We start from the raw sequence: 14,627 nt of genomic DNA, 5'->3' as shown, positions 1-14,627 counted from the left end.
TGAGATCGAGATCATCACGGATGGCGGTCGCCGTCGCCGTTGGACGGCATCGGAGAAGCTGCGGATCGTTGAGGAGACGCTGGACGGCCGGTCGAGCATCTCCGTTGTCGCCCGACGGCATGGCGTCGCGCCGAACCTGTTGTATCGTTGGCGGCGTCTGATGCTGGAAGGCGGGAGCGTAGCCGTGGCCGATGATGACGATGTGACCAGCAACAAGGTTGTCCGGCAGCTTGAGGAGCGAGTGCGGGAACTGGAGCGCCAGCTTGGCCGCAAGGTGCTGGAGGCGGAAATCCTGCGCGATGCGCTGGAAAAGTCGCACTCAAAAAAACCGATCTTGCTCGCGCGGTCGCCGCTGAAGGGCGGTTCGCGGTGAAGGCGGTGGCTGAAACCCTGGGCGTGGCCCGGTCGAACCTGATCGACCGGCTGGCCGGCGGGACGCGGCCGCGCGGTCGCTACCACAAGGCCGGGGACGTGGTGATCGTGCCCATGATCACCGCCCTGGTGACGGCCCGGCCGACCTATGGCTATCGCCGGATCACGGCGCTGCTGAACCGGCAATTGCGGGAAACGGGGGTAGCGCCGGTGAACCACAAGCGGGTCTATCGCATCATGCAGGCCAACAATCTGCTGCTGGCCCGCAAATATGAGGAGCGGCCCGACCTGACGCATGACGGCAAGGTGATCGTCATGCGCTCGAACCTGCGCTGGTGCTCGGACGGGTTCGAGTTCGCCTGCTGGAACGGCGACATCATCCGCGGTGCGTTCATCATTGATGCCCATGACCGGGAGATCATCGCCTGGCGGGCCGTCGTCAATGCCGGCATCAGCGGTTCCGACATCCGCGACATGATGCTGGAGGCGGTCGAGGCCCGGTTCGCCACCATGCGCGCTCCCCAGCCTATCGAGATGCTGTCGGACAACGGCTCACCCGACATCGCCAGGAACACAAGGATCTTTGCCCGCCAGCTCGGCCTGAAGCCCTGCTTTACCCCGGTGAAAAGCCCGCAGAGCAACGGCATCGCCGAGGCATTCGTCAAAACCCTGAAGCGCGACTATGTGCATGTCACGCCACTGCCGGATGCCGAAGCCGTCCTTGGACGGATCGGTGAATGGATCGATGATTACAACAATAACCACCCGCATTCCGGCCTCAAAATGCGCTCGCCCCGCGAGTTCATAAGGGCCTATCCTGAAACAGCCTGACTGTCCGGCCAAACGGGGGCCAGTTCAATTGCCATGTTCGGACACGCCGTGGACATGGATACTCATAGTGCTCATGATGGTTAGCATGCGCGACCGAGGACCGGCGCGCGGCGCCTCAGCGACGCAAGCGCGCCGGGACCGGTCGTCGCCGCACGGTGTTGTAAACCGCGACCGGACCCAGCCGTTAGGCTGGGCCTGTAGACTTGGGCGGGTGATCCAACGGAGATGGAAATGCGCGCGACCGTTATCAAACTTGGGGATAGCTATGCCATTCAGATTCCTGCGGCCATTGTGCAGGAAATGAAGTTGAAGGAAGGAACACCGGTGGAAATAGCCGCATCCCCGACAGGGTTGAGAATTACGCCTGTGCAACAGCGTTTCAGCCTGGAGGAGCTCGTGGCACAGATGCGGCCTGAAAATCAGCATGACGAGTATTTCTTGGACAAGCCAGTTGGTGCGGAGATCGTTGAATGGAGAGACTAGCCTTCGGATGCTTTGCTTTCCCTTTCTGAAATCCTGCATCCCACCGGACTCAAATCTTGGCCACCGGTTAAGATTTAAGGCCATGATATCAGTACACATCCCGGCAATAGCGCCGGTCGGCGGCCATCTGTTCCAGCATGTCGGCACCCAGGATGTCCAGCAGGGTATGGTGGACATCCCGGGCCATGCCTTCCAGGCTGCCGCAGACATAGATGGCCGCCCCCTCCCCCGCCCAGGCAGCCACCTGATCCATGGAGGCGGCCAGCAGGTGCTGCACATGGACCCGCGGCACCTGATCGCGGGAAAAGGCCAGGTCCAGGCGGGTCAGCAGGCCGCTGTCCCGCCAGGCCGCCAGTTCATCGGCGAACAGGCTGTCATGGGCGGCCGTGCGTTCACCGAACAGCAGCCAGTTGCGCCCGTGCCCCGCGCGCTCCCGCGCCTTCAGATGGGCGCGCAGGCCGGCGATGCCCGTGCCGTTGCCCACCAGGATCAGCGGCCTGTCATCGGCCGGCGGGTGGAATCCCGGATTGCGGCGCAGGCGCAGGCGCACCGGCCCGCCCGGCGGCGCGTGCAGCCCCAGCCAGCCCGACCCCAGGCCCGGCCGGCCATCGGGCCCCGTCACCTGCCGCACCACAAGATCCAGCGTGCCGTCGCCCGGCAAGGACGCGATGGAATATTCCCGGTGGGGCAGCGGTTCCAGCCCATCGGGCAGCACGGCTTCGGCCAGCCAGTGCGACAGGGGGCGGGTGACGCCGCCGCGCGTCTCCGCCCGGTCCCCGCCGCGCGCGGCCAGCGCCCCGGCCACCGCATCCGGCGGGTTGCAGGGACCGATCTCCGCGATGTCGCCGGCCTGCCAGATGGCATCGACCCCGGCCGGCGGGCGCAGGCGCAGGTGATGGACGGGGCCGCCGGGGCTGCCGGGATTCAGGTGGCGGCGGTCCACCAGGGTCCAGGGGGCATAGTCGGGGGTCGACCAGTCGGGCAGATGGACATGCCCGGCCATCCGGCCCAGATGCTGCTGCCAGTGGCGCAGGGCGCCGGCATCGCCGTCATCCACCTCCACCGGGTCGAACAGGGGGCGCGCCCCCTGATGCCGCAGCCAGCCATCGACCGCATGGCCGAAGGCGCAGAACCGGGCATAGGACCGGTCGCCAAGCGCCAGCAGCCCGTATTCCAGGCCCGACAGCGCCACCGTACCGTCCGCCGCCAGCCCGTCGCGCATGCGGCGCACGAAGCCGGCGGCATGGTCGGGTGCATCCCCCTCCCCCGTCGTGGACACGATGAACAGCGCGCGCGACAGGCCCGACAGTCGGGCCGGATCGATCCGGTCGATGGCCTCCATCCAGGCCTTCTGCCCGGCGGACAGCAGCCCGTCCACGGTGCGTTCGGCCAGATCGCGGGCAAATCCGGTCTGGCTGGCATAGGCGACCAGGACGGCACCGTCCCCGGCCTGTCCCTTCGGCCGCCGGCGGGCGGCATGGCGGCGCCAGACAAGGGCGCAGAACAGGGCATAGGCGGCCAGCACGGCCAGCGCCCACAGCCAGCGTTGCGTCACGGGGTCCATCAATGGGTCTCCGCCAGGGCGGCCAGCGCCGGGGTCGCCCGCTCGGCCAGACCGCGCCCCTCGCGCAGGACGAACAGCGCCATGATGCCGCGCGCGGCCGCCCAGTCCGGTCCGGCCCGGGGGCCCAGCACGGTCAGCGCGGTGGCCAGCACGTCGGCCATCATGCAATCCCGGTGCAGCACGGTGACGGCGGCCAGATCATCGGGCACGGGCCGGCCCGTGCGCGGGTCCAGGCTGTGGGACAGGCGGGCACCGTCCGGCCCCATCAGGAAGCGGCGGCTGTCGCCGCTGGTCGCCACCGACCAGCCATGCAGGGCGATGCGCGTCAGGATGCCGCCGGGCCGGCCATCGCGGCCCACCGGCTGTTCCAGGGTCACCCACCAGGGATTGGCGTCATGCTTGATGCCCCAGCCGCGCAGTTCCCCGCCGATATCGACCAGATGGCTGGTCACGCCCCGGTCCGACAGATAGCGCGACACGGCATCCACGGCATGGCCCTTGGCGATGGCCGACAGGTCCAGCCGCACGCCGCCCGGCTGCCAGAGGCGCGCCGGCTCCACCCGGATCTCGTTCCAGCGCGGGGCGGCCAGGGCGGCGGCGATAGCGGCGGCGGATGGCGGGGCCGCCACGGGACCGGGCGGGCCGAAGCCCCACAGGTCCACCAGCCCGCCGATGGCGGGATCATAGGCCCCGCCGCTGTCGGCCGCGACGGCCAGCGCCGTTTCCAGCACCTGCGCCAGCCCGCCATCCACGGCCACCCAGCCGCGCGGCGCGGCGTTGTAGCGGCACAGGTCGGACGCGGGGTCCCAATGGCTCATGGACGCCACGATATCGTCCAGGATGGCAATGATCCCCCGGCGCAGCAGCAGGGGCGGCGGCCCGCCGGGCGCCACAAGCGCCACGGACCAGTAGGTGCCCATGGTCTGCCCCGACAGGCGCGTGACGGGCACGCCGACGGGCGGCAGCGCCGCCTCCGGCGCATCGGCGGGCAGAATCAGGCGCAGGGGTGCCGGCCGGTGGCGGATGGCGGGATCGGGAGACAAACTAAGCATTCCTTCCGACAAGGGCCCCGGCACGGCGGACGGGAGCCCCTCCCCCTCGTACCAAATTGCGCTGATTGGAATTTGTCGCCATTCGGTAAGGCGGCGACGGCCGCCGTACCGCTGCGGCGGCATAGCCAAGCCGTTGGCATGTGGGCGCCGGCGATTGACGGTGATCAGAACCAGGGGGTTCCGATCACCGTAGAACGGTATTACTGCGGCAGCACCTCGAAGGTGGCGACATAACTGGCATTGCGCTTGGCCGCCTGCGGGATGCTGGTCTTCCTGTCCTCCGCGCTGGCGCTCATCCAGTAGAGGCCCGGCGTCGGCCAGGTCACGGTGAAGGCGCCGTCCTTGTCGGTCTTTACCTTGAAATCGTTCAGGCTGTCGCGATAGCGGTTGCCGCCCGGCACGATCTCCACCTCCACATCAGCCGCCGGCTGGCCGTCCAGCAGCAGCCGGAAGCGGGCCGGCTCGCCTGCGAACAGGTCGTTGGGATGGGTCACGGGCGCCAGTTCCAGCCCCTTGCCGGTGGGCTTCAGCACCGTCTCGCTGGGCTTGCCGGCCGTGGCGAAGAATTCCAGGCGGCGGGCATTTTCCGTGACCATCAGCTTTTCCGCCCCGGCCGGCACCTCCTTGGCGAAGGTGTCCGCGGTGCCGCGCCAGCGCTTGCGCTGCCCGTTCTCCTCCCAGCTTGCGAACAGGCCGGCGCTGGCCAGGGCCACCTTGTAGGTGCCCGGCTGGGTCAGATGCACGTCGAAGGTGGACCGGTACTTGCCCGTGGCCTGGTTTTCCGCCTTGCCCTCGGTCCCGTCGGGCAGGGTGACGGTCAGCCCGTCCAGACGCAGGGGCACATGCTCGAAATAGAACAGGTCGTTGGATACGGCGGCATCCACCGTGATCCACGGGTCCTGGCCCGACAGGACCGTGGCCGACGGCAGCATCCATTGCCGGTGGGCCGCGGCGGGCAGGGCCACGGATGCCGCCAGGGAGGCGGCCAGGGTAACGGCCAGGGTGGCACGGGCAAGCAGGGATTTCATGGGGCGGGGCTCCTCAAATTCCAGATCATGGGCTTTGCAGCAGGGCGGGCGGGCGGGCCTCGGACTCATACTATTTTGCGGTGACCAGAACCTGTTGGTTCTGGTCACCGCCCTCAATCGCCGGCGCCCACATCCGTGGGCGTGCGCCGGCGCCAACATCCGTGGGCTTGGCTAGGCCGCACGAGCGGTGCTGTGGCCGTCGCCGCCGGACCAGCTTGCGATGAGTGGAACTCATCGCAAGCTGGTATCAGCCCTTCACTTCCAGGGCGACACGGCCCAGTTCATTCTCTCCCCTGGCCTCCACGGCCAGCGGCTGGCCGGACCAGTCGAAGGGCAGGCGGATCAGTTCACGCCCGCCGACCTCGCGCGCGGCCTCCACCACCAGGGCATAGGCGCCGGGCTTCAGCGCGTTCAGCGGCGCCTTGGCCGTGTCGAAGGCCAGCCGGTGTTCACCCACGGGCAGGGTCGGGGCCGACACGCCGTCAACCGGCATGGTCAGGTCGCGTCCCGACCGCCGCCACCATTGGCGCATGTCCTTCAGCCACTTGGTCCCCTCATTGTCGCGCATCTTCACGTCGTAGCGCACGGTCAGGTTGGCCACGAACTGCTGGTCGGCCGTCTCGATCCAGGCGGCGACATAGGGGCGGTGATATTCCGCGACCTGCAATTTGGGGATTTCCACCGTCACGGCCAGTTCCCCGGCCAGCGCCGGGGTCACGGCCAGGCCGGTCAGGGAAAGCGACAGAAGGGTGCGCATGGAACCATCCTCAATCATTCAATGGATCAGCAGGATCAGAAGCAGCAGGGGCGCCACCAGCCCCAGCCCGACCAGCGGCCAGGTGGCGGGCCGGTTGCCGGCATGCAGATGCAGCAGGAACAGCCCGGTGACGCAGAAGACCAGGCAGGCGACCGCGAACAGGTCCAGGAACCAGGACCAGACGGCGCCGGTGCCCCGCCCCTTGTGCAGGTCGTTCAGATAGGAGACGAGGCCGCGATCGGTCACCTCGTACAGCACGGCGCCGTCGCGGCGGCCGATGGTGGCCCAGCCATCGCCGCCGGGACGCGGCAGGGCGATGTAAAGCTCGTCATCGGACCATTCGACCGCCCGCCCCGTCACATCCAGCGACAGGTCGCGGCGCAGCCAGGCCGCGATGCCGGCCGGCACCTCCCCCCCGTCCGCGGCATCGCCATCCGCCGCCAGTTGCGCCAGCAGGGCGTCGGGCAGCGTGGCCTCCACCGTCGTGACCTGGGGCCGCGCCTCGATGATGCGGGCATTGTTCAGCGTGATGCCGGTGATGGCGAACAGCAGCATGCCGATCAGGCACAGGGCCGAACTGACCCAGTGCCATTGATGCAGATGCTTCAACCAGAAGGACCGCCGCCCCTGATCGATCCCCGATGCCATCGCCCGTCCCGTCCCCCGATAAGTCTGGCGGGAAAGTAGACACGATTGCGAGTTATTCGCAATAGCGAAACATGCGCGGATGCATGCAGGAATGACATGCAGGGTTTCGCCGGCCGGCGCGTAAAGGCGGGCCGGGCACAGCAGCGCCGGCCTTCATGGCAACAGGCAGGGGGCGGCGTTCAGCCGCCCTGGTTCCGCGCCTCTTCCCGTCACCCAGGCGAAGGCTGGGACGATGGTGGTGCTGACGGACACGGATGGGGGGAAATCCCGAGGGCGGGGAGACAGCGGCGATGGACCGGAGGCCGCACGGCCCCGGCCCCTCGCCGCCACCTGTCACCGGGCGCGATCAAGGGACCGGCGGTCGACCCAGTGGGCATGCGTGCCGCTGCTGATCTTGTGCGGCAGGGCGATGCGGCAGACCGGACCGTCGGCAAAGCGCTTGCAATCGATCAGGATGCATTCCGACGTGCCCTTGTTCTCATCGATGATGAAGCTGACCAGATAGCCGTCATCCTCGTCCCTGGCATCGATGCGCGGGGCAAACGGCGCCTCGCTGGCATAGCGGCCCTCGGGCAGGGTCACCGACCAGCTTTCGCCCGTATGCAGGTCATGCTTCACGAAACCGTTGAACAGGAACCAGCCGGGCGGGGTCGTGGTGCTGTAGGCATAGCGATAGGGCTGGCCCAGATAGGTCTGGTTGATCATCCCGAATTCCAGGATGCGGTCGTCCAGCCGTTCTTCGCGCGTCTGCCCCGTGGCCAGGTTGAACCGCCAGCGGTGCAGCTTGGGCCGGAAGCTGTGCTCGTCGATGAAGGCCATGAAATGGCCGTGGCCATCGTCGCGGGCCAGCGGCTCGGGCGAGGGGTTTTCCTGGAAATAGCCGTCCAGCACCACCTCGTCCCCCTCCTCATAGGCGTTCAGCCAGTGAAGGACATAGGTGGGTTCCGCCTCGAACCAGCGGATATCGGCCGTGGTGCCGTGACGCGGGATCAGGGCGAAGCGGGACTTCATCTCCGGATGGAAGCGGCTGACATGCAGCCCGCGCTTCAACAGTTCCTCGTCCCAGTAGAAGGGGAAATCGTTCAGGATCGACCAGTTCTCGCTGAACGCCATGTCATGCGGCAGGCGCGGGCCCGGCAGCGGCACGGGCACATAGGTCACCAGCCTGCCATCGGCATCCAGCACGCCGTAATGCATGTAGGGCGCATGGGTGGAATAGTTGAAGAACAGCAGTTCGCCCGTGCGCTCGTCCACCTTGGGGTGCGCGGAAATGCCGTCCAGCGGCACCCACGGCGCCACGCCCTGCTGTTCCAGCGTTTCCGGGTCCAGCACATAGGCTTCCCCGCACTGGTAGAAGGTGGAAAGCGCCTTGCCCGCATGCACGATGATATCCGTGCTGGAACTGTCCTTCAGCCCGCCATGCGCGCCGAAGCCGGGGCGGGTGGACACGCCCGGCCTGTCCATGATGCCGCCCCACAGCGACCGGCCGGCAAGCTGTTCGGCCTGGAAGCAGCGGGTGCGCACGAAACGGTTGCGATAGGTGGCCTTGCCGCCGCGCAGGTCGATCTGGTGGATCATCCCGTCGCCGTCGAACGGATGGTGCCGGCCCAGCGGCTGATGCACCTGGTTTTCCGTGTTGCGCAGATAAACGCCGTCGATGTCGTCGGGAATGCGGCCCTCGATCACGTCAAGGTCCCAGGCGTTCACCTCCTCCAGCAACGGGGTCCAGGGCCCGTTCAGATAGGGGTGGTTGTTGGGGCGCATGCTGGACACGACCGGCGCCAGGCGCACGACATTCATTTCCGACCTCTTCTCAGAATAAGGATTTTCCCGCAGGTCGACCGACAGGGTAGACCCCTCCCGAATAGCATTGTTGGTATGTTTATGCAAGTTGAAAAATTTTGTTCTCATCCGTTGATTTTTGCGATTTTGTCCCGCATAGATTTGCCTTGCATACTAATACCGAATGGAGGAAACAAGCCGTGACCCGATCCGTCATCGCCTGTGTGGCCGCTGCGTTCCTGGCTGTCGCCGGCAGCGCCTTTCCCGTTCACGCCGCACAGAGCAAGGAGAATGCCGTGGCCGAGAAGAACCAGAAGATCGCCGTCGTGGAGCGCATGATCGCCGCCTGGAACAACCAGGACTGGAAGCTGGTGGGCGAGCTTTTCACCGAGAACGGCGTGCTGCATTCCATGATGCTGGAACCCGTGGTGGGCCGTCAGCAGATTGCCGACCGCATCATCGCGCTGGGCGCCGGCGTGTCGCAGATCGAGCTTGAGGTGCGCAACATGGGCGTGGTGGGCGATGTCGTCATCGTCGAACGTGTCGACCGCTTCGTCTATAAGGGGCATTCCGGTGCCGTGCCGGTGGTCGGCGTCATCGAGGTGGAAGGTGACAAGATCAGCGAATGGCGCGAATATTACGATCGGGCACAACTGGTGTCCGAAATGGGGTTGAAGCAGGACTTCCATGGCGCGCATTGAGGTCCGGCCGCACACCTGCCGTCGCGGTCCTGTCTAGGTGAGCATGAGCAGTCAGACACTTATCCGTACCTGTTCGATCTGGCGTGCGCTGGAGATCGTGGGCGACACGCCGACCCTGCTGGCCCTGGAGGCGAGCTGGATCGGCGTGCGCCGCTTCGATGAGTTCCACCAGCGCACGGGCCTGTTGAAGGCCCTGCTCAGCGACCGGCTGAAACGGCTGGTGGAATCCGGCATCTTCGAGAAGAAGCCTTATTCCACCAGTCCGCCGCGCCATGAATATGTGCTGACCCGCAAGGGGCGCGACCTTTACTGGGTCACGCTGATGCTGCTGCGCTGGGAACAGCGCTGGGCCGAGCAGGATGGCGAGATCCGTGTGACCCTGACGCACCGGACCTGCGGCCACCCATTCACCCCGGAACCGGCCTGTGCCCATTGCCGCGGCGATTTCAACGCCACGGACGTGACCTGGCGCGAGGGGCCGGGCGTGGGCTGGATGGCCCCGCTCTACAGCCGCCGCCGCCAGCAGCGCGACAATGTCGTCGGCACCTCGCTGTTCAAGACCGGGGCGCAGTTGATGGGCGACCGGTGGGCCAGCCTGATCATGCGGTCCATCTTCACAGGCATCAACCGGTTCGACGATATCTGCCGCGACACGGCGATTGCCACCAATGTCCTGTCCGAACGGCTGGCCTGGCTGGTATCCATCGGGGTGATCCGCCAGCATCAGTATGCCAGCAGCCCGCCCCGCCACGAATACCGCGTCAGCCGCAAGGGGCTGGATTATTTCCCCGCCCTGCTGATGCTGATGCAGTGGGGCGACAAATATTATGTCTCGCCCGAAGGGCCGCCCCTGCTGCTGACGCACAAGGCCTGCAACCACGGCCTGGATGCCATCGTCGTCTGTTCCCATTGCCGGGAAACCATACAGCCCAACGACGTGACGTTCGAGATCATGGAGCCGGGCGCCATCGTCACGGCCGGCTGACGGGATCCGGGAGCGGCCACCGGCAGCTTTACCGGCCGCTTCGCCGGGTTGACGCAATGGGCAAGGACGGGGGGCCGGGTGGGCCCGGCCCGGCACCCGGTGCCGTGCCCTGTACCCGCATGCCCCCTTTTCCCCCTATTCCCCCCTTTCAACCGATCATGGGAGGATCAATCATGGGTTCCCCGACCAGCCTGGCGGAACTGCTCGACCGCCAGGCCATCGCCGATATCCTGGTCGCCTATGCCCGCGGCGCGGACCGCGGCGATGTCGACCTGATCGCCGCCGCCTATCATGACGACGCCGTGGAGGATCATGGCGGCACCTTCAACGGCCCGGCGCGCGACTATGTGGCCGGCATGCGCCGGATGCTGCCGCGGGCGCCCCGCATGAGCCATTCGGTCACCAACATCCTGATCGACCTGGATGGCGACACGGCCCTGTCGGAATGCCATTACCTGACTTTCGCCCGCCTGCCCGTGGAGGATGGAACGGTCGACAGCCTGACCATGGCGCGCGCCATCGACCGGTTCGAACGGCGCGACGGCCGCTGGGCCATCGCGCACCGCCGCGTGGTCTGGGACTGGAACCACGAGATGCCGACGGCGGAGACCTGGGGCCGCGGCCTGATCGCGCGCGACCCCTCGGTGCTGGTGCGCGGCACGGCCAGGCCAGACGATGTGCTGTACGCCATGCAGGCCACCGGCACGAAGGAGGCTTCGTGATGCGGATCGAGGGATGCGTGGCGCTGGTCACCGGTGCCAATCGCGGCATCGGCCAGGGCTTCGTGGAGGAACTGCTGGCCCAGGGGGCGGCGCGCGTCTATGCCGCCGCCCGGTCGGCCGCCGATGCCGCTGCCATGGAAGCGGCGGCCCCTGACGGCCGCGTGACCGGCATCGTGCTGGACGTGACGGACAAGGTGCAGGTGGCGCATGCCGCGGCACGCTGCACCGATGTCGGGCTGCTGATCAACAATGCCGGCGCCTTCAACCGCCAGACCCTGATGCAGGCGCCCGACATGGCGGCGCTGCGCCAGGAAATGGAGGTGAATTATTTCGGCCTGGTGGCCATGTGCCGGGCCTTCGCGCCCGTGCTGGCCGCCAATGGCGGCGGTGCCATCGTCAATGTCCTGTCGGCGGGCGGTATCGTGGCCGTGCCGGAAATGGGCGGCTACAGCCCGTCCAAATTCGCGGCCCGCGCCGCGGGCGACTGCATCCGCGCCGAACTGGCCGGCCAGGGCACGCATGTCGCCTCGCTGATCGTGGGGTCGGTCGATACGCGCATGGCCGAGCATGTGAAGGGGGTGGAAAAATCCACCCCCCGCGACATCGCCCGGTCGGGCCTGCTGGCCGTGCGCCACCGCATCGATGAACATGACACGGACCGCCACGCCGTGGAGGTCCGCGCCTTCCTGGCCCGCGATCCCCACCGGCTGCGCCAGTCCATGATCCAGCGGATGGCGAAAACGAAGGGATAGGCGGGCCGGGGAAGCCCCCTTCCCCCGCCCTCCCCCGCCCTCCCCCTCCCCGACCCGCGCGTCAGGCCGCGCGGGTCGGGCGGACCACCAGTTCGTTCACATCCACATCGTCGGGCTGTTCGATGGCGAAGCGAACGGCGCGGCCGATGGCATCGGGCTGCAGCGCGATGGCGCGATAGCTGCGCATCGCCTCGGCCGCCACGGGGTCGGTGATGCTGTCGGCCAGTTCACTTTCCACGACGCCGGGATGGATGCAGGTGACACGAAGATCACGATGTTCCTGACGCAGCCCGTCGGAAAGGGCCCGCACCGCGAACTTCGTGGCGCAATAGACGGCCGCGGTCGGAGAAACGGCCAGGGCCCCGATGGACGCGATATTGATGATCTGCCCCGATCCGCGCGCCGTCATTTCCGGCAGCACCGCGGCGATGCCGTAAAGCACGCCCTTGATGTTGACATCGACCATGCGCTCCCATTCATCCACCCGCAGGGATGACAGGGGCGACAGCGGCATGACGCCGGCATTGTTGACCATCACGTCCACGCGGCCCCAGGCATCGCGCGCGGCGGCCGCGAAGGCTTCCATGTCGGTCCGGTCGGTCACATCCAGGCGGCGGGTGCGCACATCGCTGCCGGCCGCCGCCAGTTCGTCCGCCAGGGCCGCCAGCCGGTCCGTGCGGCGCGCGCCCAGCATCAGCCGGGCACCCGTCCCGGCCAGCGCGCGGGCAATGCCGGCCCCGATGCCGCTGGAAGCACCCGTGATCAGAATGACCTTGTCGGTCTGCATTTCCATCTCCGTCGTCTGATGAGGAAGGGCCCCGCCGCCCCCACCGCGCCTGACCGGCGGGGAGGAGAGCAAGCGGGTTGCCGGGAAGATAGGGCCATGCCATTGTCGCGATAAGCCGCCCTTCCCTTCACTCAATGGAAAGCGTTTCTAACCAATGCAGATGGATCTGAACGCGCTGTCCGTGTTCGTCCTGGTCGCGGAGGAACGGAATTTCCGGGCCGCGGCCGACCGGCTGGGCGTCACCCGCTCGGCCGTCAGCCAGACCATCCGACGGCTGGAGGAAGGGCTGGGCATCCCGCTTGTCCGGCGCACGACGCGCAGCGTCGGCCTGACGGAGGCGGGGGAAAGGCTGCTGGCCGATCTGGCCCCGGCCATGGCGGACCTGCGGGCGGCGGTGGCGGCGGCGGGCGAATGGCAGGGCCGGCCGCGCGGCCGGCTGCGGCTGGCCGTCTCCTCCATCGCGGAGGATTTCCTGGCCGGTCCCCTGCTGGCCGGCTTTTCGGCCGCCTTCCCGGAGGTCGGGCTCGACATCACGGTCACCGACGAGGAATTCGACATCGTGGCCGAAGGCTATGATGCCGGCGTCCGGCTGGGAGAGGTGATCGCACAGGACATGGTGGCCGTGCCCGTGTCGGGCGACCAGCAGCAGATCGTGGTCTGCGCCCCCGCCTATCTGGCCCGCCATGGCGCCCCGGCCCACCCGGCGGCCCTGGCCGGCCATCGCTGCATCGGCTGGCGCCCGGCCCCGCACAAGGCGCCGTACCGCTGGGAATTCCATGGCGACGGGCGCGATTTCGCCGTCGCCGTGGAACCAGAGATCACCACCAACGACATGGGCCTGATGATCCGGCTGGCCGTGGCCGGCGCCGGCATCACCTGCGGGATGGAGGAAAGCTTCCGCCCCTGGCTTGCGCGGGGGGAACTGGTGCGCGTGCTGGAGGCCTTCTGCCCGCGCTTCCCCGGCTTCTTCCTTTATTATCCCAGCCGCCGCGCCCCGCCGAAACTGCGCGCCCTGGTCGCGCATGTCCGGCGGGGGTGAGACGGGGGCCGGCCTGGAGGAACCTGCTGACACCATTGGTTTTGCGGGTTTTCCGGGCCCGCCCCTCTGCGGGCGGCGTCCGGAAAACCGGCTCAGGAGGACCAGTCCTGGTCGTAGGGGATACCCAGCCGGATGGCCAGGGCCTGACGGGACACCCTCAACGTCCGGGCCAGTTCATGCAGGTCGGTGATGCCACGACCCTGAAGCTGGTCGATCAGGTGCCAGGGCATGAGGATTTCGGCCGCCAGTTCATTGGCCTCCCGCTCCAGCGGGCCGGAAAGGGCGCGATAGAACTGGTCGTCGCGAATCTCGTGCAGCGGACCGCCGCCATTCCCATGCAGCGGACCGCCGCAATGCAGCATGAAATGCGCGATCTCATGCGCCACGGTGAAGCGCTTGCGGTTGAAGGGATGGTCCTGGTTGACCAGGATCAGGTAACCGGACGGCCCCGCCTCGTCACTCTGGTCACGGCGGATCAGGCCCGATACCTCCGGCCCCAGCCTGTCGGTATAGACGGCCACGCCCATGTCGCGGGCAATGGCCAGGATATCAACGGGGGCCGTCTGCTGATGCCGGCGGATGATCGCTTCGGCATCGGCGCGGGGAATGGCGCCGCTATGGCTGTCGCGGCTCAAACCCCCCCTCTCCTCCACCATCGTCATCCGTCCCTCCTTCCATCGAGCCGGTGCCGCCATCGTCACGGCCGGTCAGGCCCCGAAAACCGCGTTCGGCCGCGATGTCCTTGACCGCCTGCTTGGCCAGCGATTTGAACACGTCACTCTTCAGATAGGATTCTAACCGGTCGGCCGCAATCTCTCCAGCCTTTGCTTCGGCGGAACTTCGGGCATGCTCCACGATCTGCTTGTATCCCCAAATGGCGATAAGCCCGACGCCGATCGCCAACGCGGCCAGGATGACGGCGACAGCCGTCAGGATGATGGAGACGAGATCCGTGTAATCCACGGCGCGTCCGCCCTTACCGGCCGGCGCCATCAGGGAAATACCGACGATATTGATCGCAATCAGGGCGAGCGCCGTGATCCAAAGAAGAAAGGTCCTCACATCCATAAGGCGAAATCCGGACAGGCTTCCCACGACCGACAGTCGTAGCAGACCGGCCCGCC

General features: G+C 67.3%; 16 protein-coding genes. 7 read left to right on the top strand and 9 right to left on the bottom strand.

Features of this window, described 5'->3' with window-relative positions:
• A protein-coding gene (locus ACM9LZ_RS22260) for an IS3 family transposase (RefSeq protein ID WP_416621724.1) occupies nt 1-1,203 on the top strand; the annotation gives its coding sequence in 2 pieces (ribosomal slippage) (nt 1-320 and nt 320-1,203; 1,204 coding nt annotated over the 2 pieces). This gene is flagged as partial in the annotation.
• A 231-nt stretch (nt 1,204-1,434) separates the two neighbouring features.
• Nucleotides 1,435-1,686, top strand: coding sequence for an AbrB/MazE/SpoVT family DNA-binding domain-containing protein (locus ACM9LZ_RS22255; RefSeq protein WP_416621723.1), 252 nt, complete (start codon nt 1,435-1,437; stop codon nt 1,684-1,686).
• An 88-nt stretch (nt 1,687-1,774) separates the two neighbouring features.
• Here ACM9LZ_RS22255 and ACM9LZ_RS22250 read toward each other — a convergent pair whose 3' ends face one another.
• From ACM9LZ_RS22250 to ACM9LZ_RS22225, 6 genes are all read right to left on the bottom strand, one after another.
• On the bottom strand, nt 1,775-3,250 hold the full coding sequence (locus ACM9LZ_RS22250; protein ID WP_416621722.1) for a sulfite reductase subunit alpha: 1,476 nt from the start codon (nt 3,248-3,250) through the stop codon (nt 1,775-1,777).
• On the bottom strand, nt 3,250-4,302 hold the full coding sequence (locus ACM9LZ_RS22245) for an FAD:protein FMN transferase (protein WP_416621721.1): 1,053 nt from the start codon (nt 4,300-4,302) through the stop codon (nt 3,250-3,252). Before ACM9LZ_RS22245 ends, ACM9LZ_RS22250 begins: the two co-directional genes overlap by 1 nt.
• Nucleotides 4,303-4,502: 200 nt before the next feature.
• A complete protein-coding gene (locus tag ACM9LZ_RS22240; protein ID WP_416621720.1) occupies nt 4,503-5,330 on the bottom strand; it encodes a DUF4198 domain-containing protein in 828 nt (275 codons plus the stop codon).
• A 247-nt stretch (nt 5,331-5,577) separates the two neighbouring features.
• Nucleotides 5,578-6,087 (bottom strand): DUF2271 domain-containing protein, encoded by a 510-nt coding sequence (locus ACM9LZ_RS22235; RefSeq protein WP_416621719.1) that lies wholly within the window; start codon nt 6,085-6,087, stop codon nt 5,578-5,580.
• A gap of 18 nt (nt 6,088-6,105) precedes the next feature.
• The gene (locus ACM9LZ_RS22230) at nt 6,106-6,735 is read right to left on the bottom strand and encodes a PepSY-associated TM helix domain-containing protein (protein ID WP_416621718.1); all 630 of its coding nucleotides are present in this window, start codon (nt 6,733-6,735) and stop codon (nt 6,106-6,108) included.
• A gap of 333 nt (nt 6,736-7,068) precedes the next feature.
• Nucleotides 7,069-8,535: a carotenoid oxygenase family protein gene (locus tag ACM9LZ_RS22225; protein ID WP_416621717.1), complete on the bottom strand. Its 1,467-nt coding sequence runs from the start codon at nt 8,533-8,535 to the stop codon at nt 7,069-7,071.
• A gap of 182 nt (nt 8,536-8,717) precedes the next feature.
• Between ACM9LZ_RS22225 and ACM9LZ_RS22220 the strand changes: the two genes are divergently transcribed.
• The 4 genes from ACM9LZ_RS22220 (at nt 8,718) to ACM9LZ_RS22205 (ending at nt 11,677) form a co-directional block, all read left to right on the top strand.
• Complete coding sequence (locus ACM9LZ_RS22220; RefSeq protein WP_416621716.1) at nt 8,718-9,218, top strand: nuclear transport factor 2 family protein; 501 nt, start codon at nt 8,718-8,720, stop codon at nt 9,216-9,218.
• A gap of 43 nt (nt 9,219-9,261) precedes the next feature.
• Nucleotides 9,262-10,203, top strand: a complete 942-nt coding sequence (locus tag ACM9LZ_RS22215) for a winged helix-turn-helix transcriptional regulator (protein ID WP_416621715.1) — start codon at nt 9,262-9,264, stop codon at nt 10,201-10,203.
• A gap of 173 nt (nt 10,204-10,376) precedes the next feature.
• Nucleotides 10,377-10,925 (top strand): nuclear transport factor 2 family protein, encoded by a 549-nt coding sequence (locus tag ACM9LZ_RS22210; RefSeq protein WP_416621714.1) that lies wholly within the window; start codon nt 10,377-10,379, stop codon nt 10,923-10,925.
• A complete protein-coding gene (locus ACM9LZ_RS22205) occupies nt 10,925-11,677 on the top strand; it encodes an SDR family oxidoreductase (protein WP_416621713.1) in 753 nt (250 codons plus the stop codon). Before ACM9LZ_RS22210 ends, ACM9LZ_RS22205 begins: the two co-directional genes overlap by 1 nt.
• 61 nt (nt 11,678-11,738) lie before the next feature.
• On the opposite strand, the gene ACM9LZ_RS22200 is transcribed toward ACM9LZ_RS22205, so the two are convergent.
• The gene (locus ACM9LZ_RS22200; RefSeq protein WP_416621712.1) at nt 11,739-12,464 is read right to left on the bottom strand and encodes an SDR family oxidoreductase; all 726 of its coding nucleotides are present in this window, start codon (nt 12,462-12,464) and stop codon (nt 11,739-11,741) included.
• Between the two features lie 154 nt (nt 12,465-12,618).
• Here ACM9LZ_RS22200 and ACM9LZ_RS22195 point away from each other — a divergent pair, with 154 nt between their 5' ends.
• Nucleotides 12,619-13,503: a LysR family transcriptional regulator gene (locus ACM9LZ_RS22195; RefSeq protein ID WP_416621711.1), complete on the top strand. Its 885-nt coding sequence runs from the start codon at nt 12,619-12,621 to the stop codon at nt 13,501-13,503.
• A 92-nt stretch (nt 13,504-13,595) separates the two neighbouring features.
• Here ACM9LZ_RS22195 and ACM9LZ_RS22190 read toward each other — a convergent pair whose 3' ends face one another.
• Complete coding sequence (locus ACM9LZ_RS22190; RefSeq protein WP_416621710.1) at nt 13,596-14,165, bottom strand: ImmA/IrrE family metallo-endopeptidase; 570 nt, start codon at nt 14,163-14,165, stop codon at nt 13,596-13,598.
• Entirely contained in the window at nt 14,119-14,571 is a 453-nt protein-coding gene (locus ACM9LZ_RS22185; RefSeq protein WP_416621709.1) for a hypothetical protein, read from the bottom strand. Before ACM9LZ_RS22185 ends, ACM9LZ_RS22190 begins: the two co-directional genes overlap by 47 nt.
• Nucleotides 14,572-14,627: the final 56 nt, after the last annotated feature.

The organism is Niveispirillum fermenti, assembly GCF_048066175.1.
GTDB lineage: Bacteria > Pseudomonadota > Alphaproteobacteria > Azospirillales > Azospirillaceae > Niveispirillum > Niveispirillum fermenti.
Note: the sequence above shows the minus strand (reverse complement) of the source record. Positions and strands in the feature narration are given on the sequence as shown.

What these genes read in the sequence shown, in the direction of transcription:
- ACM9LZ_RS22230 (WP_416621718.1), bottom strand. Translation starts at nt 6,735, where the DNA reads ATGGCATCGGGGATCGATCAGGGGCGGCGGTCCTTCTGGTTGAAGCAT.
- ACM9LZ_RS22200 (WP_416621712.1), bottom strand. Translation starts at nt 12,464, where the DNA reads ATGCAGACCGACAAGGTCATTCTGATCACGGGTGCTTCCAGCGGCATC.
- ACM9LZ_RS22210 (WP_416621714.1), top strand. Translation starts at nt 10,377, where the DNA reads ATGGGTTCCCCGACCAGCCTGGCGGAACTGCTCGACCGCCAGGCCATC.
- ACM9LZ_RS22215 (WP_416621715.1), top strand. Translation starts at nt 9,262, where the DNA reads ATGAGCAGTCAGACACTTATCCGTACCTGTTCGATCTGGCGTGCGCTG.
- ACM9LZ_RS22240 (WP_416621720.1), bottom strand. Translation starts at nt 5,330, where the DNA reads ATGAAATCCCTGCTTGCCCGTGCCACCCTGGCCGTTACCCTGGCCGCC.
- ACM9LZ_RS22205 (WP_416621713.1), top strand. Translation starts at nt 10,925, where the DNA reads ATGCGGATCGAGGGATGCGTGGCGCTGGTCACCGGTGCCAATCGCGGC.
- ACM9LZ_RS22185 (WP_416621709.1), bottom strand. Translation starts at nt 14,571, where the DNA reads ATGGATGTGAGGACCTTTCTTCTTTGGATCACGGCGCTCGCCCTGATT.
- ACM9LZ_RS22245 (WP_416621721.1), bottom strand. Translation starts at nt 4,302, where the DNA reads ATGCTTAGTTTGTCTCCCGATCCCGCCATCCGCCACCGGCCGGCACCC.
- ACM9LZ_RS22235 (WP_416621719.1), bottom strand. Translation starts at nt 6,087, where the DNA reads ATGCGCACCCTTCTGTCGCTTTCCCTGACCGGCCTGGCCGTGACCCCG.
- ACM9LZ_RS22255 (WP_416621723.1), top strand. Translation starts at nt 1,435, where the DNA reads ATGCGCGCGACCGTTATCAAACTTGGGGATAGCTATGCCATTCAGATT.
- ACM9LZ_RS22195 (WP_416621711.1), top strand. Translation starts at nt 12,619, where the DNA reads ATGCAGATGGATCTGAACGCGCTGTCCGTGTTCGTCCTGGTCGCGGAG.
- ACM9LZ_RS22190 (WP_416621710.1), bottom strand. Translation starts at nt 14,165, where the DNA reads ATGACGATGGTGGAGGAGAGGGGGGGTTTGAGCCGCGACAGCCATAGC.
- ACM9LZ_RS22225 (WP_416621717.1), bottom strand. Translation starts at nt 8,535, where the DNA reads ATGAATGTCGTGCGCCTGGCGCCGGTCGTGTCCAGCATGCGCCCCAAC.
- ACM9LZ_RS22250 (WP_416621722.1), bottom strand. Translation starts at nt 3,250, where the DNA reads ATGGACCCCGTGACGCAACGCTGGCTGTGGGCGCTGGCCGTGCTGGCC.